The sequence below is a fragment of the Acutalibacter sp. LFL-21 genome (assembly GCF_025630755.1).
GTDB lineage: Bacteria > Bacillota > Clostridia > Oscillospirales > Acutalibacteraceae > Acutalibacter > Acutalibacter stercoravium.
In genome coordinates this window covers 251,234-268,870 of record NZ_JAOTNT010000001.1, presented here as the reverse complement: position 1 = coordinate 268,870, position 17,637 = coordinate 251,234, and the positions used below count along the sequence as shown (strand labels likewise).

The following is a 17,637-nucleotide window of genomic DNA, read 5'->3' as shown; positions in this document are numbered from 1 at the left end:
AAAGTTTTTTGGTCAAGCTTTTTTTCAAAAAAGCTTGCGGGTTGCAGGGCAGAGCCCTGCGGTCTTTCCCTGCAATGGCGCAGCCGGAAAGAAACCAGGGGACAGGGCGCACGCCGCCAAAGGCGGGTAGCCTGCAGCCCCAGCCGGTGGGACAGAAACTTTTCCCTTTGACAGAAGCTCACCTTGCGGAGTTTCCGCCTGTATCCAATAAAACAAAAGGACACCCAGTTTTCCGGGTGTCCTTTTTGCGTGGTTATACATCTACTATGAGCAGGCCTTCCTGGCCGAGAGGGAGCTCCGCCTGTACACTGCCGTTGACAAACTGGGCTGCGCCGCTGTAACCGTCCCCAGAGCAGAGGGAGTTGATAAGCAGCGTGTACCAGCAGCTTTCTTAAAAATCCCAATAGAAAAGGATGTCTTTTTTCCCCTCTTGCGGGGTGCCCTGGTAGACTTTGGTATCTAAGCCGCCAATGACGAACCCCTGTTTTACATAAAACAGGCAGGCGCCCAAATTGTTGTCCTGACCCTGGGTGTAGAGGCCTTGAAAGCCGCGCTCCTTCGCGGCCGCGGCAGCTTTTTCCAGCAAAGCCTTCGCCACTCCCTGACGGCGGTATTCCCGGTTAACCTTTAGGTCATAAAGATACATATACTTGAAAAAGCCGTCGCGGAGAATGGCCAGCCCTACGCATTGTTCCCCGTCATAGGCGCCTATAAAGAGATGGTCAGACGCCATGTCCTCGTAACAGTAGTTTTCGTCTGGGAAACACATCTCTTCCACCGGTTCTAAAGGTTCGGTTGTGTAATCCCAGGTTTCGTTTGTATACGAAGGGACCATCCGGCCAAACAGGGGAAAGGGTTCATTGGGCAAGTGGATATCCACTTTGTGGCATTCGTCTATTAGCCGGATCTCAATGGCACTCATAGAATTTTACCCTTTCAAAGACTCCACAATGGCGTCCTTCAAGGCGTCCAGCTGGGCCTTGCTGTCCTCCTTCAGAGAGGACTTGAGGGTGACGGCGGGCTCCAGGATGTCCATGCCTTTCATGCCGTTCAGCTCGGCCCGCATCAGCTTGCCGCTGGCAGGGTTCCAGGTGCCGTTCTCAATCAGGCCCACCGTGCGGTTCTGCAGCAGCAGGGCCTTCATGTCGTGGATGAGGTTGGCCATGGCGGGATACATGCCGTTGTTGTAGGTGGGGGAGGCCAGCACGATGTGGCTGCACCGGAAGATCTCCGCGATGAGGGTGGAGACGTGGGTGCTGGAGATGTCGTACAGGGCGATGTTCTTCACGCCCGCCTCCGCCAGGCCGTTGGCCAGCAGGTTGGCGGCGTTCTCCGTGTTGCCGTACATGGAGGCATAGAAGATGGCCACGGCCTTCTCCTCCGGCTCATAACGGCTCCACAGGTCGTATTTATTCAGCAGGTAGCCCAGGTCATTGCGCCACACGGGCCCGTGCAGGGGGCAGATGGTGGCGATGTCCAGCCCGGAGAGCTTCTTCAAGGCCGCCTGGACCTGGGGGCCGTACTTGCCCACAATGTTGCCGTAATAGCGGCGGGCGTCCTCCAGCCAATCCTTGTCGAAGTCCACCTCGTCGTTGAACAGGGCGCCGTCCACAGCGCCGAAGGTGCCGAAGGCATCGGCGGAGAAGAGCACCTTCTCGCTTTCCTCATAGCTGACCATCACCTCGGGCCAGTGAACCATGGGGGCGGTGTAGAAGCGCAGGGTGTGGCTGCCCAGCTCCAGGGCGTCCCCCTCCTTGACCACCAGGGCGTGGCTGTCCACGTCGAAGTCGTAGAACTGGCGGATCATCTGGAAGGTTTTGGCGTTGCCCACAATCTTCAGGTTGGGATAATAGGGCAGCAGCATTTCAATGGTGGCGCAGTGGTCGGGCTCCATGTGGTTGACGATGAGGTAATCCAGGGGCCGGTCTCCCAGGGTAGCCCGCACGTTCTGGAGGAACTGCAGGGCAATGGAGGAATCCACCGTGTCCAGCAGGGCGGTCTTCTCATCCAGAATCACATAGGAGTTGTAGGAGACCCCCCGGGGGATGGGAAACAGGTTTTCAAACAGGGCCAGGCGGCGGTCGCTGCCGCCCACCCAGACAATGGAGTCGCTGACATTTCTCGTGTAGACCATGGCATATTGCTCCTTTCCAAGCATCAAGGCTCCGAGTGGACGGAGCGCGAAGGCAGTTTTTCCCGGCGCCGGCAGCCCAAAGAGGCGCCCGGCCTTCCGGCGATTTTTGGGAATGGATATTGTTTTATCGACTAAGGAGAGAGTACCACATTTTCGCCCAAATGGCAAGGGAATCCGCAGGGGAATCACTGGGATTTTCCCCCTTTTTCCGAAGAAAACGGAAGTTTTTCCCTTTTGAAGAAAAGCCGGGACAGGACGCTGGAAAAACTTGGACACTTTTCCGGGATTGCCCCGCGGTTGACAGGAAAGCTGGCCCTGTAGTATCCTTAACTCTATAACAGAAAGGGGGAATGGGCTGTGCTGGGAGTGCTGGTTACGCTGGCTGTCCTCTCTTTGGGCGTCCTGCTGCTTTTGCGGTGCCTGGCTGCCTGGGGTGCGGGGGGAAGGCTTGTTTCCCTGGTTTCCCTGGCCCAGGGGGAAGCGCGCTCCGGGGAGGAAGGGGTCCCTGGCTGGCAGGTGTTTCTCTGGTCCTTTGGATTCCGGGTCCTTTTGGTGGGGACAGGAATGCTGGCAGCGGTGCTCCTTTCCCAGGGGGAGCTGTCTCCGGAAGGGGCCTTCCGCCAGCTGCTGCGTTGGGATGGGAACCACTATAAAAACCTGGTGGAGCTGGGCTACGCCGGGTATGTGGAAAACGGCCAGCACCTGTTTTTGGTGTTCTTCCCCGGCTATGTGTGGGCCGTGCGCCTGCTGCGGCTGCTCATCCCAGACACCCAGGTGGCGGGGATGCTCCTCTCCTGCCTGTGCGCCAGCGGGGGCAGCTGCTACGTCTACAAGCTGGCCCGGGACTGCGGGGGCCCTGCCGTGGCGCGGGACGCCCTGTTCTATCTTTCCCTGTTCCCCTTCTCTTTTTTCTCCAGCCTGATGATGACGGAGGGGCTTTTTTTGCTGGCCTCTGCCGGGGCCTGCTATTATGCCCGCCGGCGCCGGTGGATTCTGTACGGGGTTTTCGGCGCGGCGGCCGCCCTCACCCGGATGACAGGCCTGCTGGTCATCCTTCCCGCTGCCGTTGAGCTGCTGGCGGGAGAGCGGCCCTTGGCGCCCGCGGCAGGGCGTTCCAAGCACTGCTGGAGAAGGGTGTTCCGCCGCCTTCCCCCGGTGCTGCTCCCCGCTGCGGGGACGGTGTTCTACCTGCTGCTCAATGCCTGGGTGGATGGGGACCCCTTTGCCTTTGTGAAGCACCAGGAACACTGGTACCAGGGGTTTTTATGGGTCTCTCAGGTGGTAGAGTATATGGTGGACTACTTCGCGGGGAATGCGCTGCTCTCTGTGGGATGGGCGGTGTGGTTCCCCGGCCTGGTCCTGTTCCTGGGCGGGATACTCCTTCTTTATTGGGGCGTCCTCCGGGGAGCGCTGCCCCCCAGCTTGCTGGCCTATGGGTTCTTTTTCTTTACGGCTACCTACTGCCTCTCCTGGCTGCTCAGTGCAGGGCGGTATCTCTCCTGCTGCTTCCCCCTGTTCCTGCTGCTGGGAAGGCTGACGGAAAACCGGCCGGGTTTCCGCAGCGCCCTGCTGGCCGGGGAGGGAATATCCCTGGGGCTTTATTACTGCGCCTTCCTCACGGGCGCCCAGGTGATGTGGGCGTGCCGTTGGCCCTCTTGAACAAAAAGGAGAAGGGGCCGCCCATTTGGGCGGTCCCTTCTCCTTTTTGTATGAGCGGATGGATTTACTCTGCCAGCGCCCGGGTCAGCCAGGCGTCGGCAATATCCAGGGCCAGGTACAGGCCGTTTTTCTCGCTGGTTTTTACGATCTGCTTGCGGGTGCGGATCTCGGGGTCGGTGTACATCAGCTGAATGGTCACCTTATCGGCAACCTCCAGGTCTCCCACCTTCTTCTTCGACTTGATGTTCATTTTGATGACATACTTATCCCGCATGCTGCCATAGTAAAGAGTGTCTCCGCTGCGTACCAGGGGTTTCCCCTTATAGGTAGGGAAGCTCTGCTTTTTCTGTTCGCTCAAAGAATCACCGCGCTTTCTGTAGATTTGCTGTTGGATCACTCGCCCAGGTAAGAACGCACCATGGCTTTCAAAAGCTCGTCGCGGTCGATCCGGCGGATGAGGCTGCGGGCGTTGTTGTGGGTCGTGATGTAGGTGGGGTCTTCCGAGAGGATGTATCCCACAATCTGGCTGATGGGGTTGTAGCCCTTTTCCTTCAGGGCGTCATATACCGTCAGCAGGATGCGCTTCATATCGGCCTCGCGCACCTCTTCCATGGAAAAAGTGATCGTGTTGTTGGTGTAATCGTCCGGCATGTGGAACACCTCCAGTTCGTCCCAAAACTTCTCATCCTTTATCATACAGGATAATCCTTGGGAATGCAAGCACTTTTTCCACTGGCGCCCCCTTTTGCTGGGGAAAACCCGCTTAAGAGCGCAGGGCTACCCCCACTTTTGCCAATTTTTCCACGATGCCGTCCACCCAGGGCTGGACCTCCTCTTTTGAGAGGGTGTGCTCTTGCGAGGAGAAGGCAAACCGCAGGGTGATACTCAGCAGGTCGCCCTGCTGGAAGGAGTCGATGAGGGTGACGCTGGAAAGGGTTTCCGCGTCCAAATCCGCCCAGGCAGGGGCCAGCTGGGCATAGGTCATGCCTTGGGGGAGGGCCAGGGACAGGTCGATGTCAATGCCGGGGAAGCGGGAGGGCTCCCGATAGGCAATGTCCGTCTCCTGGATGGCGGCGAAGGCGTCCATATCCAGCTGCGCGCAGACCACGGCGGCTTTCTTGTCCAGCTTGGCAGCCACCGCGGGATGGAGGGCGCACAGCCAGCCCAGCTCCTGCCCCTTGCAGGAGACGAAAGCCGTGTTCCGGGGATGCTGCCAGCCATGCCGGGGTTCGCCGTTTTTAAAGGTGAAGTCCGCCCGCTTGATGTCCCGGCCCAGGGCGGTGAAAATCTCCAGCAGCTCCATGTACAGTTCCTTTTCGCTGCGGGTGCGGCTGTACAGGGCAATGCCCAGTTTTTTCCGCTCGTTGCACAGGCCGTCCTCCTTCACCCCCTCGCAGACGCGGCCGATCTCGAAGATGCCGAAGTCCGGGGCAAAGGGCTTGTTCTCATTCACAAAGCTGAGCAGCGTGGGGCCCATGTTGGTGCGCAGGGTCTCCAAGTCCGGGCTTTGGGGAGAGAGCAGCTTCACGTTCTCTTCCAGGGCGATGCCCAGCTCCTTGCACTTCTTTTGGTCGAACCAGATGTAGGAGTGGACCTCGTGCAGGTGGTACCGCTGCACCAGGATGTCCTTGGTGAAGTTGTCGGCCTTGTTGCCGGCGCTGCGCTTTTCGGGGTAGAGGGCGCTGCGGGTGGTTTTGATTTGGAAGTTGTCATAGCCGTAAATACGGGTGATCTCCTCGATGATGTCCGCCTTGATGGTCACGTCCTTGGTGGCCCGCCAAGAGGGCACCTCCACCTGGAACTCCCGGCCGTCGAACTGGGCGCCGAAGCCCAAAGCCCGCAGGGTCTCCAAAATGCGGTCGTTGCTGATTTCAATGCCGGTGTAGCGGTCCACATAGGCCTTGTCAAAGGTCAAAGAGACCTGGGGGTACTTCTTGCAGTACACATCGGTAAGCCGGGAGATGACCTGCGCCTGCGGGTCGATGTCCAGCAGCAGCTTTACAAACCGGGCGATAGCGGTGGGGCACATCTCCGGGTCCAGGGTCTTCTCATAGCGCATAGAGGCGTCGGTGCGCAGGCCCAGCCGGGTGGAAGACTTCCGCACGCTGACTGCGTCGAAGTTGGCGCTCTCCAGCAGCAGGCTGTCGGTGTCGTCCTCGATTTCAGAATCCAGGCCGCCCATAATGCCCGCGATGGCCACGGGCTGGCCCTTGCAGCAGATCATCAGGGTATTCTCGTCCACGGTGCGCTCCTGGCCGTCCAGGGTGGTGAAGGCGAAGGGCGCCTCAAAACGCTTGACCTCAATCTGGTCCACCTTGGCGCAGTCGAAGGCGTGCATGGGCTGGCCCATCTCCAGCATCAGGTAGTTGGTCAAATCGGCCAGCAGGTTGATGCCCCGGCTGCCGCAGTAGTACAGGCGGATGCGCATATCCACAGGGCTCACCTTTTTCTGGATGTTGCGCACCTTCAAGCCGGTGTAGCGGTAGCACAGGTCGTCCTGCACGTCAATCTGAATGGGCTCTAAATTGTCATAGGCTTCCAGGGAGACCGTCTCCAGGGGCTTCAGCTCCCGGCCGGACAGGGCGGCAAACTCCCGGGCGATGCCGTAATGGCCCCACAGGTCCGGGCGGTTGGTCAAAGACTTGTTGTCCACCTCGAACACCGTGTCCTTAATGGCGTACAGGTCGCAGATGTCCGTGCCCACAATGGTGTCCTCGGGCAGCTCCATCAGGCCGGCGTGGTTGTCAGAGATACCCAGTTCCTTTTCAGAGCAGCACATGCCGTGGGACTCCACCCCGGCAATGGAGGCACAGGCGATCTCCTGCCCGGAGACCATGCCCCCCTCCTTGACGAAGGGGACGATCAGGCCCTCCCGCACGTTGGGGGCGCCGCAGACCACGTCGTAAATTGTATCGCCGGTATCCACCTTGAGCAGGTGGAGCTTTTTAGAGTTGGGGTGAGCCTCCACAGAGAGGATCTTGCCGGCGACCACGTCCCGCAGGTCCTGTCCCATGTGATAGACGTCCTCCACCTCGGCGGTGGAGAGTGTGAACCGGTGGATAAGTGCCTCCAGGTCCAGGCCGGAAAGGTCCACAAAATCCCCGATCCAATTCATAGAGATATACATAGCGGTTTTCCCCCTTCTTTATTCGTGCTTAAACTGGCTCAGGGCCTTCAAGTTGCCGCTGTTCAAATCGCGGATGTCCTTGATGCCGTACTTCATCATGGCCAGGCGGGTCAGCCCCAGGCCAAAGGCGAAGCCTGTGTACTCCTCTGGGTCGATGCCGCCCATCTTCAGCACGTTGGGGTGGATCATCCCGCAGGGGCACAGTTCCAGCCAGCCGGAGTTTTTGCAGCTGGGGCAGCCCTCGCCGCCGCAGATCAGGCAGGAGATGTCCAGCTCGAAGCCGGGCTCCACGAAGGGGAAGAAGCCGGGCCGCAGCCGCACCGTGATATCCCGCTCAAATACCTCAGAGAGCATGGTTTTCATAAAGTAGATCAGGTTGGAGATGGAGATGTCCTTGTCAATCATCAGGCCCTCCATCTGGAAGAACGTGTTCTCATGGCAGGCGTCGGTGGACTCGTTGCGGAAGCACCGGCCCGGGAACACCGCCCGCAGGGGGGCGCCGTACTTGCGCATGATGGCGTTCTGGGCGGCGGAGGTGTGGGTCTTCAGCAGCTGGCCGTTGGAGAGGTAGTAGGTGTCCTGCATGTCTCGGGCGGGGTGGTGCTTGGGGATGTTCACCGCCTCAAAGCACTCATAGTCCGTGACGATCTCCTTGTAATCCTCAATGGTGAAGCCCATGGAGGAGAAGATTTCCTCCAGCTGCCGCTGCACCAACGTGATGGGGTGGTAGGACCCCTCGCTCTGGTCCACAGGCAGGGTTACGTCATACTGCTCAGCAGAGGCAATAAGCCTTTCCTCCTCCGCGGCGCGGATGGCCTCTACCTGTTGGGCAATGCCCTCCTCCACCTGGTGCTTCAGCTGGTTGATGAGCTGGCCCATCTCCTTTTTCTGGTCACCGGCCACAGCCTTCAGGCCCTTGAGCAAATCGGTGACAGAGCCCTTTTTACCCAGGTAGGCAACGCGCAGCTTCTCTACAGCGTCGCTGTTCTGGGCCGCCTGCAGCTCGCTTTCAAAGCGCTGCCGCAGGGCTTCGATCTGTTCCTTCATGTGTGCTGACCTTCCTTTCCTATAGGGGAAATATGGGGACAAAAAAACTCCGCCCCCGAAAAAAGGGGCGAAGTAATGCTTTACTACGCGGTACCACCCAATTTCAGCGGGACGTCCTCCCCTGCAAAAACAGGAGGGGCAGCCCGCCCTCGTTCCGGCCTGTAACGGGACCTTTCCCGTCGGCGCCTAGTGCGGCCCCCTTTCCCAGGGCCGGTTCAGCGCCGCCGCTCCGAAAGGAACTTCTCCCCGCCCGCCGCGCAGCTCTGCTTTCAGCCGGTGGCAGAGCCTCTCTGGCCGGGTGGAGCGGGGGTACTTTCTTTCATCCGCGCGTTTCATCTATCATAGCACAAAAAACCGAGCGGTTCAAGGGGGTGGGGGCCATTTTCCCCGCCTTGCGGGCTGACGGGCGTTTTTTTAAAAAAGCCTTGGGCTGTTCACAAAAGATTTATTGAATCTTGTAAAAAGATATGGTACAATGTTCAAGAAAATCCGCCGGGCGGCAGGCGCGGCGAAAGGATGGGATTGTAAAAATGGGCGACGTTTTTATTGAACGCATGGTAAAGAAAAAGTTCGAGTCCACGGACATGCTGGTAACAGCCGGCATTTTTTTGGCAGTGCTGGTGGTGGCGCTGATCGGCTTTGTGGTGGGCTTTATGATTGTGCCCATACCCATGCTGTCGCTGCTGGTCGCAGGCGGCGCGGGTTTTGGCGGCTACAAGCTGATTTCCATGCGGCTTTTGGAGTATGAATACAGCCTGACCAACGGCTATGTGGCGGTGGACAAAATTATGAACCGTTCCAGCCGCAAGCGCATGACTTCTTTTGAGTGCAGCACGGCCGAGGACATTGGGCAGTACGCCCAGAACGAGGCCCGCTTGAAGAACCAGAGCTTTGACGCGCGGATTTTTGCCACGGAGTACAGCGACCACCGGGATGCCTGGTATATGATTGTCCGCAGCGGCAAGACGGGGAAGACGCTGTTTGTGTTCAACCCGGATGAAGAGCTGCTGGAGGGGATTAAGAAGTTCATCCCCCGCCAGCTGAAATTCGAGAAGTTTGGAAGAAATTGACAGCGGACACAGCGGGACGGGGGGCTTTCCCTTCCGCTGGGAAAGGAAGCTGTAAAAGGAAAGGGAAGGGCGCCGGCCTGTTTAGGCTGGCGCCCTTCCCCGCTTTATGGCGGCAAGTTTATTCCGTATACACTTTTGCCAGGCCGCCCTCGCTGGTCTCGCGGTACTTGGAGAACAGGTCCCGGCCGGTTTCGTACATGGTTTTCACCACCATGTCGAAGGAGATCTTCCGGGTGTAGGTGAGGAAATTGGCCAGGCTCAGGGCGTTGATGGCGCGCATGGCCGCCACAGCGTTGCGTTCGATGCAGGGGATCTGCACCAGGCCGCCGATGGGGTCGCAGGTCAGGCCCAGGTGGTGCTCCATGGCCACCTCTGCCGCGTACTCAATCTGGTCCAGGTCCATGTGGTACAGCTCCGCCAGGCCCGCCGCCGCCATGGAGCAGGCGCTGCCCACCTCTGCCTGGCAGCCGCACTCCGCCCCGGAGATGGAAGCGTTGGTTTTGATGATGTTTCCCACAATGCCCGCCGCCGCCAGGGCGTGGAGCACGTCCGTGTCGGAAAAGCCCTGCTGCTCCTGCTTGAAGAGCAGCACCGCCGGCAGTACGCCGCTGGCCCCGCAGGTGGGGGCGGTCACCACCACGCCGCCGCCGGCGTTTTCCTCGCTGACGGCGAAGGCGTAGGCGCACACCTTCCGGTTTTCCCGGGTCTCGGGGCTCTCATCCATGTGGCGCTGGCGCACCAGGTATTTGGCCTTCCGCTGGACGCCCAGTCCCCCGTGGAGCACCCCCTCGGTGTTGAGCCCCGCGTAGACGGTGGCCTTCATCTGCTTCCACACGTCCCGCAGGTAGTCCCAGATTTCAGGCCCCTCGTTCTCCTCCACGAACTGCCAGAGGAACATCCCATTCCTGCCGCAGTATTCCTTGATCTCCCGGAAGGTGGAAAGAGGGTACACATCTTGGGGGGCCACGGCGGGCTGCCCCTCGATCTGGATCTTTCCGCCGCCCACGCTGAACACCCGCCACTGGCCCAAGGGCCGCTCCTGCTGGAAGGCTTGCAGCGCCAGGGTGTTGGGATGGGGCAGGCTTTCCTCGGGTGTCTCTGTATCAAAGACGATTTCCGTGGGAAGGGGAGCGAAGGCGTCCCGGATGGCCACGTCTGTCAGGTGGCCCCTGCCCGTTTTGGCGAGAGAGCCGTACAGGGTGGCGCGAAACCGGTCCGCCTGGGGAAATTCCTGCCGAAACAGGACGGCCGCGTGGGACGGCCCCATGGTGTGGGAGCTGGATGGCCCCCGTCCAATGCGATACAGCTCCCGCAGTGATTCCATAAGAAAATACCCCCATCTCTGACTTGTTCTTCACTGGAATACACTTATTTTCCCACAGCCCGGGCGGAAAATCAAGGGGTTCCCATGAGAGGGGGAATTTTGCCATTTCTTTTATAAAATTTGGGATATAAACAAAGCGTTTCCTATTGAAATCTTACAGAGCCCGAGTATAATAAAGGTATCAATTCCCTGTCCTAAGGGGGACAGCTGAAGGAGGAAGTAATGATGAAACGCAAACCCATGAAACGCAAACCCATGAAACGGCTCTTTGCTCTGGTGCTGGCCGCCTGCCTGCTGCTGGCCGGACTGCCCCTTTCCGCAGGGGCGACGGGGTCTGTCGATTATCCGATTTCTGTTGGCTTAAGCACATTGATTTATGGATCGATTTCAGAAGATGAAGACGGAGATTACTATGAGTTCACTATTCCAGAAACTGGAACGATTGAACTAAAAGCAGAAGCAGATGTCTCCCAAATTTACTTGCGGATTTATAACAGCGAGAACGAGAGGGTTATCGACGAATATTATCTCTGGGATTCGACAACTGAAAAATTGGTTCTCCAGGAAGAATTCTACCTAAAAGGCGGTACATATTGTTTGGCGATAAACAAGCGGAATGGCAGGCTGGGAAATTATCAGTTTGCAATCGAGTTTACTTCGGCAAATGAAACCATGAGCATAAGAGAAACTTCCTCTTCCACCAATGATACGGTGGAAACGGCGGATTATATCACCTTGGGGAATCAATACTATGCGCAAATGTCTTCTGGCGAAGAGAATGACTATTATCACATTGCAACCACGCGAGCTGGCCGCATAAACCTGCGTTTTGTTGGTGAGTTGGCTCAAGTCTATCTGCGTCTGTATGACGGACATAAAAATCAAATTTGGGGCGATTACTATATTTGGAATAGTACCACCCAACAGTTCACAGCAGATGTAAATTTGGATATAACCGCGGGAGATTACTATCTGTTGGTTTTGAAGCGAAACGGCCACACGGGAAACTACTCATTCTCTACAGAATTTTCCTCTGCCAATGAGAGCTTCAAAGAAAATATGGGAGGGAGCGATAACGGACTGGATACGGCCAATTCAATTGAGCTTGATACGCAGTATAACGGACAGATCGCTCTGAATGATGACCGGGATTTTTATGAGTTCAGTTGCTCATCGGGAACGCTTGATTTTGTTTTCTCTTCCGCAGCGGAACAGATGTATGCCCGCATTTACGACGCGGACGGAAATGAAGTATGGGATGATTATTTTATCTGGAACAGTACCACGCAAAGGATTGATGCGGAGAGAGAGGTCACATTAGAATCGGGAAACTATTATCTGTGCCTATTGGAAAGAAACAGCCGCACAGGCCCCTACACCTTTGCCCTGAGCACCGGCGGTACGCCCATTGACCCGGGCGACCCGGAGAACCCCGAAGAGCCCGAAGAACCCGAAGAGCCCAGCGGCCTGCCCTTTAAGGACGTGCACTCCGGCGACTACTTCTACAATCCTGTGAAATGGGCGGTGGAAAACGGCATCACTTCCGGCACCAGCGCCACCGCCTTCAGCCCCAACGCGGACTGCACCCGTGCCCAGGCCATGACCTTCCTGTGGAAGGCCGCCGGCCAGCCGGAACCCACCCGGACTTCCAATCCTTTCCGGGATGTGAAGTCCAGCGACTACTACTACAAAGCGGTGCTGTGGGCGGTGGAGAACAATATCACCGCTGGCACCAGCGCCACCACTTTCGGCCCCAATGAGGGCTGCACCCGCGGGCAGATCATGACCTTCCTGTACAAGGCGGCGGGGTCCCCCTCCGTCAGCGGCAGCAATCCCTTCCGGGATGTGGCGTCCGGGGATTACTTCTACCGTCCCGTGCTGTGGGCAGTGCGGAACAACATCACCGCCGGCACCAGTGCCACCACCTTCAGCCCCAATGACGGCTGCACCCGCGGGCAGATCGTCACCTTCCTGTACAAGCACTACGCTTCCTGAGCGCGGTAAAGAGAGCTCCCCTCCGGGCTTGCCGGAGGGGAGCTTTTGCGTTTATTTCAGCCGGTAGCTGACAAAGGCCAGATTCTTCCCGTCGGGGGACCAGCTGTTCACGTTCAAGGTTCCCTGGCCGCCGAAGAGCTTTGCCAGCACCCGGGTGTTTTGGCCCCCGGCGTCCATCACCCGGATCTCCACGTTTTTGTGGGCGGGGTGGTCGCCGGGCTCCACATCCCCCTTTTTGTAGGCGATGTAGGCCACCTGGGTCCCGTCGGGGGAAAGGTGGGGGAACCAGCAGTTTAAGTCCTCCTCCCAGGTTATACGGGTCTGGTCAGAGCCGTCCGCGTTCATGCGCCACACCTGCATCAGCCCGGAGCGCACAGAGTTGAACCAGATGTGCTTTCCGTCCGGGGAGTATTCCGGGCCGTCGTTCAGGCCGGGGGTGTGGGTCAGGCGGGTCTCCTCGCCTCCCTCCACCGGGATGGTGTAGATGTCAAACTCCCCGTTGCGCTCCGCGCAGTAGGCCAGGGTCCTCCCATCCGGCGACCAGCCGTGAAGATAGCTGGGGGCCATGGGAGTGATGAGCCGGGGCACGCCGCCGGAAAGGGGCAGGGTGTACACCCGGGAGCGCCCGTCCTCCCCGGTGCCGTGGCTGATGCCCACCCGGGTCCCGTCCGGGGAGAGCACATGGTCGTTGTTGCAGCAGTCCGCAAAACCGGTGTTCACCGCTTCGCTCTCCAAGGTGTCCAGGTGGAATTTCCACAGCCGCCCCCCGGCGTTGTACAGCAGGGCGTCCCCGCCAGGGAGCCAGTTGGGGGCTTCAATCAGGTGGCGGAACTCTTTGAGCACCTGCCTCTGCCCTGTGGCCGCGTCAACAGTCTCCAAAAGGGAGATGGCGTCCCGCTCCTGAAAGGGCTGTTTTTCCGTTCGCACTTCCATGATAAATTCCTCCCAAATAGATTTTAGCGCAGGGCCCCGGGCCGTATTCCCCAAGTTAGTTTTCGGGCCGATCCCCCACCATGTTTTTGGCCCAGATGCCGGAGACCAGCATCACCGTGCCAATTCCCGCCTTGAGGATATCCGCTGCCGACACGAAGAAAAAGACCCATACCACCGAAAGGCCGGTGAACTGGCACAGGCAGAAGGCAATGGGCAGGCACACCACCCAAGTGAACACGCAGTCAAACAGGAAGGTGATGAAGGTCTTCCCGCCGGAACGGATGGTGAAATAGGTGCCCTGGGTGTAGGCGGACAGGGGTAAAAACGAACCGGAGACCATCAGCAGATGGGTGGCGGTCTGGCGCACCGAGGGCTCGGTGTTGTAGATGTAAGGGATAAAGGGGGACACCGCCACAATGAGCCCGCCGATCACCGCGTTGACACACACGCTGAAAAACAGCAGCTTGCGCACGGTGTCCTTGGCGCCCGGAATGTCATTGGCCCCCAGCAGCTGGCCGGAGAGGATGCCGATGGCGTTGCCCATGGCCGCCATGACAATGGCGAACAAGTTCCACACCGTGGAGTTGATGTTAGTGGCCGCCACAGCCTCCAGCCCCCGGAAGGAGTAGCACATGTTCACCGCCGCCGTGCCAATGGACCACAGGGTCTCGTTGAGCAGCAGGGGCGTGCCGGTGACGGCGATCTGTTTGACCAGGGACAGGGGCACCCGGAAATGGCGGAACAACCCCTGCAGGAAGGGGAACTGCTTCCGGTGGCGCCAGGTGCGCAGCAGCAGATATCCCATTTCCGCCCACCGGGCAATGACAGTGGCCAAGGCCGCCCCGGCCACCCCCATTTTGGGAAAGCCAAAGCTGCCGTAAATCAGCAGGTAGTTGCCGGTCAGGTTGACGCAGATGGCAATGAGGCTGGCCACCATGGGAGAGAAGGTCTCGCCCACATCCCGCAGGGTGCTGGAAAAGCACTGGTTTATGGCAAAAGGCAGAAGCCCAAAGAGCATGATGGCGATGTACTCCTTGGCATAGCCCAAAGTGGAGGCGATCTCCTCCGGAGAAGAGGACTCCTTGTTCAAATACAGCTGGAACAGCTGCTCCCCAAAGAGAAGAAAGATCAGAATGCCCAGGGCGCACACCACCACGCTGAACACCAGCCGGAAGCGCAGGGTGTAACGCACCCCCTCGTGATCTTTCTTGCCGGCGAACTGCGCCCCAAAGAGGGAGGCGCCGCCCAGCCCGCCGAAAATGGTCAGGTTGAAGATGAAGATGATCTGGTTGACAATGGCCACGCCGGACATGGGAGTTGTGCCCAAACGCCCCACCATCACGTTGTCCAAAAGGTTGACAAACTGCGTGATGCCCTGTTGGACGATCATGGGCACCAGCAGGGCCAGCACCGACGCGTAGAAGGCCCGGCTGCCAATCAGCTTTTTCCGTAAACCGCTCATATGTTTCCCATTTCTCCTTGCTTTCCAAAGGAATACGTGCCTTAGCCCAAAAGCTCTCCCAGGCTTTGGGCCAGGTCCTCCGGCGGGGTCAGGGCCTGGATCAGCTCCTCATAGTCCCGCAGGTAGAAGTCAGAGAGCCGGGCAATGCCCTCCCGGGTTTCCAGCTGGCCCTCTCCGTCCCCCGAAATGCCGTCCTCCACTGCCACCACGGGGAAACCGGCGGCCTTGGCGGTGCGGATGGCGTAGGCGGAATCCTCGAAGACCACGCTCTCTTCCGGGGCCGCGCCAAAGCTTTCCGCGCAGCGAAGGTACACATCCGGGTGCTCCTTGCTTTTCCCCACTTCTGTGCAGGTGACGAACTCCTCCACCAGGGGCAGCATCCCCAGGCGGCGCAGGGCAGCCAGCACACCCTCCCGGTTGGAGGCGGTGGCCACCGCAATGTGGATGTGATTTTCCTGCAGCAGCCGCAGGAACTCTCCCGCATGGGGTTTTTCCGGCACCCGGGTGCGATAGCCTTCCAGCGCGCATTGGGAAAGCTCCTGGGCAATTTCCTCCACGGTGCCCGGAACCCCCAGGCCCTGGTAATATGCCGCGCATTGCTCCAGGCTCAGCCGGTTCAGGGTGCGGTGCAGCCCCTCTGGGGCATGAATTCCTTTTTGCTGGGCGTATTCGTAAGTGATGTCCCGCCACATGGGCATGGAGTCCAGCAGGGTGCCATCGGCGTCAAAAATACAGCATCGAATCATGGGTTTGCCTCCTCTTCTGCTTTCTGTCCCAGTATAGCAGAAACCGGGGGGCGGCGCAAGGCGGTGCGGAGCCGGGGATAGAAAAAGCACCGCCCCGGCTGGGGGCGGTGCTGTAGAGGGGGCGCGCTTACCGGGGCTCGGGCGCGGGGGTGGCCTCTTCCCGGGACTCCTCTTTGGATTCCTCTCTTCGGGAGGAATCGGGGTCTAGGGCGGACTCCACGGCCGAGCCCACCCGGCTGCCGGCTTCCTCCAGGCCGCTTTCTATGCGGGAGACGGTTTCCCCGGCGCCGCTCTCTACCCGGGAGGCGGTGTCCGACACATCGCTGGCGGCCTTTTCCATGCAGCCCGCCAGGGAAAGGGCCAGACCGGCACAGAGGGCAAAGGCGCAGATCTTATTTCGCAGCATGACACAATCTCCTTTCCTGTAATTTGGCTTCCGTCCCAAAGTCTGGGAGGATGCGTTTTCTAGTGTTTCCAGCGAAGAGAGGGATATGCGCGGAAAGGGCGGAACCGCGCATCTCCTCCAGCCTCAAACCCGCGGACACAGGGCCGGCGCTTTCCGCCTGAGGGAGTAAGCGAAGGGCGCGACTCCGCGGCATGCGTCCAGGCGCAGCGAAACAGCAGAATCCGCGCATCTCCTCCAGCCTCAAACCCGCGGACACAGGGCCGGCGTTTTCCGCCTGAGGGAGTAAGCGAAGCGCGCGACTCCGCGGCATGCGTCCAGGCGCAGCGAAACAGCAGAATCCGCGCATCTCCTCCAGCCTCAAACCCACGGACACAGGGCCGGCGTTTTCCGCCTGGGGGAGTAAGCGAAGGGCGCGACTCCGCGGCATGCGTCCAGGCGCAGCGAAACAGCAGAATCCGCGCATCTCCTCCAGCCTCAAACCCGCGGACACAGGGCCGGCGTTTTTCGCCTGGGGGAGTAAGCGAAGGGCGCGACTCCGCGGCATGCGTCCAGGCGCAGCGAAACAGCAGAATCCGCGCATCTCCTCCAGCCTCAAACCCGCGGACACAGGGCCGGCGTTTTCCACCTGGGGGAGTAAGCGAAGGGCACGACTCCGCGGCATGCGTCCAGGCGCAGCTTGGTTGAAAAAGTTTTTTGAAAATGATAGAATACCTTAAGGAAGTTGTAAGGGAGGAAACGTATTATGATAGTTACAGTGACACTGAACCCGGCACTGGACCATTTCATCTTTTTGGAGAGCTTTGAGCGGGGCGTGATCCAACGCTTTTCCCAGGATGCATTTGCCCCCGGAGGCAAGGGGGTAAACGTCTCTTTGCTGCTGTCCTCCCTGGGGGTGGAGAACCGGGCCCTGGGCCTGGCCGGGGGCTTTACCGGACAGGAGCTCTGCCGCTTGCTGGAGGAGGCTGGCTGCCAAACGGATTTCGTCCAGCTGCCCCAGGGGAATACCCGGGTGAATGTGAAGCTGCGCTGCGCGGACGGAGAGGAGACCGCCTTTAACGGCGCCGGTCCCGCCATTCCGGAGCAGGCGGTGGAAGAGCTGCTGGAAAGGCTTTCCCGTTTGCGGGAAGGGGACGCCCTGGTGCTTTCCGGCGTGCTGCCCGCCGCCCTGCCGGAAACGGCCTTTCCCCGCGTGTTGGAGGCCGCCCGGCAGAGAAAGGCCCGGCTGGTGGTGGACATGGAGGGGGACCCGCTGCTGGCGGCCCTGCCCTACCGGCCCTTCCTCATCAAGCCCAACGAGGAGGAGCTGGCCCAGATTTTCGGCATTGCGGGCAGCCTGAACGTGCAGGAAGTGAAGGAGTACGCCCGGGAGCTTCAGCGCATGGGGGCGCGGAACGTGGTGGTCTCCCTGGGGGCCAAGGGCGCCCTGCTTCTGGAGGAGAACGGCCAAGCGCTGTTCTGCCGCAGCGTCCGCGGGGAGGCGGTCTCCACCGTGGGGGCGGGAGACTCCCTGGTTGCGGGCTTCCTCTATGGGTACGAGCTTCACGGCAGCGCCCTGGGCGGGCTGAAGTGGGGCGTGGCCGCAGGGGCGGCCACGGCCTTCTGCGAGGGCATTGCCACGGGGGATCAAGTCAAGGCGGTTTTCCCCAGAGTGGGAGAGCCCCATCCCGTGTGAGCGCTTTTCTCAACGGCTGGCTTGTGAAATGCCGGAAAAGCGCCGCGGGGCCTAGAATTCAG

Annotated in this window: 15 protein-coding genes; 4 read left to right on the top strand and 11 right to left on the bottom strand. The window is 59.5% G+C overall.

From position 1 onward, the window contains the following. Nucleotides 1–391 precede the first annotated feature (391 nt). Entirely contained in the window at nucleotides 392–922 is a 531-nt protein-coding gene (locus ODJ80_RS01195) for a GNAT family N-acetyltransferase (RefSeq protein ID WP_263040558.1), read from the bottom strand. A gap of 6 nt (nucleotides 923–928) precedes the next feature. Next, nucleotides 929–2,134, bottom strand: coding sequence for an FprA family A-type flavoprotein (locus ODJ80_RS01190; protein ID WP_178864462.1), 1,206 nt, complete (start codon nucleotides 2,132–2,134; stop codon nucleotides 929–931). 357 nt (nucleotides 2,135–2,491) lie between these two features. Between ODJ80_RS01190 and ODJ80_RS01185 the strand changes: the two genes are divergently transcribed. Next, the gene (locus ODJ80_RS01185; protein ID WP_263040557.1) at nucleotides 2,492–3,793 is read left to right on the top strand and encodes a glycosyltransferase family 39 protein; all 1,302 of its coding nucleotides are present in this window, start codon (nucleotides 2,492–2,494) and stop codon (nucleotides 3,791–3,793) included. 64 nt (nucleotides 3,794–3,857) lie between these two features. On the opposite strand, the gene ODJ80_RS01180 is transcribed toward ODJ80_RS01185, so the two are convergent. The 4 genes from ODJ80_RS01180 to pheS all read right to left on the bottom strand — a co-directional run bounded on the left by ODJ80_RS01180 (nucleotide 3,858) and on the right by pheS (nucleotide 7,967). Beyond that, a complete protein-coding gene (locus tag ODJ80_RS01180; protein ID WP_178864460.1) occupies nucleotides 3,858–4,151 on the bottom strand; it encodes a hypothetical protein in 294 nt (97 codons plus the stop codon). 35 nt (nucleotides 4,152–4,186) lie between these two features. After that, nucleotides 4,187–4,444 (bottom strand): IreB family regulatory phosphoprotein, encoded by a 258-nt coding sequence (locus ODJ80_RS01175; protein WP_178864493.1) that lies wholly within the window; start codon nucleotides 4,442–4,444, stop codon nucleotides 4,187–4,189. 112 nt (nucleotides 4,445–4,556) lie between these two features. Then, nucleotides 4,557–6,920 (bottom strand): phenylalanine--tRNA ligase subunit beta, encoded by a 2,364-nt coding sequence (gene pheT / locus ODJ80_RS01170; protein ID WP_263040556.1) that lies wholly within the window; start codon nucleotides 6,918–6,920, stop codon nucleotides 4,557–4,559. Between the two features lie 18 nt (nucleotides 6,921–6,938). Continuing rightward, entirely contained in the window at nucleotides 6,939–7,967 is a 1,029-nt protein-coding gene (pheS, locus tag ODJ80_RS01165; RefSeq protein WP_178864458.1) for a phenylalanine--tRNA ligase subunit alpha, read from the bottom strand. A 530-nt stretch (nucleotides 7,968–8,497) separates the two neighbouring features. Here pheS and ODJ80_RS01160 point away from each other — a divergent pair. Beyond that, entirely contained in the window at nucleotides 8,498–9,037 is a 540-nt protein-coding gene (locus ODJ80_RS01160) for a DUF6106 family protein (protein ID WP_263040555.1), read from the top strand. 118 nt (nucleotides 9,038–9,155) lie between these two features. Here the strand turns inward: ODJ80_RS01160 and ODJ80_RS01155 are convergent, their stop codons facing one another. Beyond that, nucleotides 9,156–10,361, bottom strand: coding sequence for an L-serine ammonia-lyase, iron-sulfur-dependent, subunit alpha (locus tag ODJ80_RS01155; protein WP_263040554.1), 1,206 nt, complete (start codon nucleotides 10,359–10,361; stop codon nucleotides 9,156–9,158). 222 nt (nucleotides 10,362–10,583) lie between these two features. On the opposite strand from ODJ80_RS01155, the gene ODJ80_RS01150 reads away from it, so the two are divergent. Beyond that, entirely contained in the window at nucleotides 10,584–12,356 is a 1,773-nt protein-coding gene (locus tag ODJ80_RS01150) for an S-layer homology domain-containing protein (RefSeq protein WP_263040553.1), read from the top strand. Nucleotides 12,357–12,407: 51 nt separating this feature from the next. On the opposite strand, the gene ODJ80_RS01145 is transcribed toward ODJ80_RS01150, so the two are convergent. The 4 genes from ODJ80_RS01145 to ODJ80_RS01130 form a co-directional block, all read right to left on the bottom strand. Beyond that, entirely contained in the window at nucleotides 12,408–13,289 is an 882-nt protein-coding gene (locus tag ODJ80_RS01145; protein ID WP_263040552.1) for a TolB family protein, read from the bottom strand. A 55-nt stretch (nucleotides 13,290–13,344) separates the two neighbouring features. After that, complete coding sequence (locus ODJ80_RS01140; RefSeq protein WP_263040551.1) at nucleotides 13,345–14,751, bottom strand: MATE family efflux transporter; 1,407 nt, start codon at nucleotides 14,749–14,751, stop codon at nucleotides 13,345–13,347. 41 nt (nucleotides 14,752–14,792) lie between these two features. Next, on the bottom strand, nucleotides 14,793–15,497 hold the full coding sequence (locus ODJ80_RS01135) for an HAD family hydrolase (RefSeq protein WP_263040550.1): 705 nt from the start codon (nucleotides 15,495–15,497) through the stop codon (nucleotides 14,793–14,795). Nucleotides 15,498–15,624: 127 nt separating this feature from the next. After that, nucleotides 15,625–15,903, bottom strand: coding sequence for a hypothetical protein (locus ODJ80_RS01130; protein WP_263040549.1), 279 nt, complete (start codon nucleotides 15,901–15,903; stop codon nucleotides 15,625–15,627). 742 nt (nucleotides 15,904–16,645) lie between these two features. Here ODJ80_RS01130 and pfkB point away from each other — a divergent pair. Further along, a complete protein-coding gene (pfkB, locus tag ODJ80_RS01125) occupies nucleotides 16,646–17,575 on the top strand; it encodes a 1-phosphofructokinase (protein ID WP_263040548.1) in 930 nt (309 codons plus the stop codon). Nucleotides 17,576–17,637 lie beyond the last annotated feature (62 nt).

Coding starts and splice junctions, on each gene's coding strand:
- ODJ80_RS01195 (WP_263040558.1), bottom strand. CDS start 922: ATGAGTGCCATTGAGATCCGGCTAATAGACGAATGCCACAAAGTGGAT.
- pheS (WP_178864458.1), bottom strand. CDS start 7,967: ATGAAGGAACAGATCGAAGCCCTGCGGCAGCGCTTTGAAAGCGAGCTG.
- ODJ80_RS01155 (WP_263040554.1), bottom strand. CDS start 10,361: ATGGAATCACTGCGGGAGCTGTATCGCATTGGACGGGGGCCATCCAGC.
- ODJ80_RS01160 (WP_263040555.1), top strand. CDS start 8,498: ATGGGCGACGTTTTTATTGAACGCATGGTAAAGAAAAAGTTCGAGTCC.
- pheT (WP_263040556.1), bottom strand. CDS start 6,920: ATGTATATCTCTATGAATTGGATCGGGGATTTTGTGGACCTTTCCGGC.
- ODJ80_RS01140 (WP_263040551.1), bottom strand. CDS start 14,751: ATGAGCGGTTTACGGAAAAAGCTGATTGGCAGCCGGGCCTTCTACGCG.
- ODJ80_RS01175 (WP_178864493.1), bottom strand. CDS start 4,444: ATGCCGGACGATTACACCAACAACACGATCACTTTTTCCATGGAAGAG.
- ODJ80_RS01190 (WP_178864462.1), bottom strand. CDS start 2,134: ATGGTCTACACGAGAAATGTCAGCGACTCCATTGTCTGGGTGGGCGGC.
- ODJ80_RS01145 (WP_263040552.1), bottom strand. CDS start 13,289: ATGGAAGTGCGAACGGAAAAACAGCCCTTTCAGGAGCGGGACGCCATC.
- ODJ80_RS01130 (WP_263040549.1), bottom strand. CDS start 15,903: ATGCTGCGAAATAAGATCTGCGCCTTTGCCCTCTGTGCCGGTCTGGCC.
- pfkB (WP_263040548.1), top strand. CDS start 16,646: ATGATAGTTACAGTGACACTGAACCCGGCACTGGACCATTTCATCTTT.
- ODJ80_RS01135 (WP_263040550.1), bottom strand. CDS start 15,497: ATGATTCGATGCTGTATTTTTGACGCCGATGGCACCCTGCTGGACTCC.
- ODJ80_RS01150 (WP_263040553.1), top strand. CDS start 10,584: ATGATGAAACGCAAACCCATGAAACGCAAACCCATGAAACGGCTCTTT.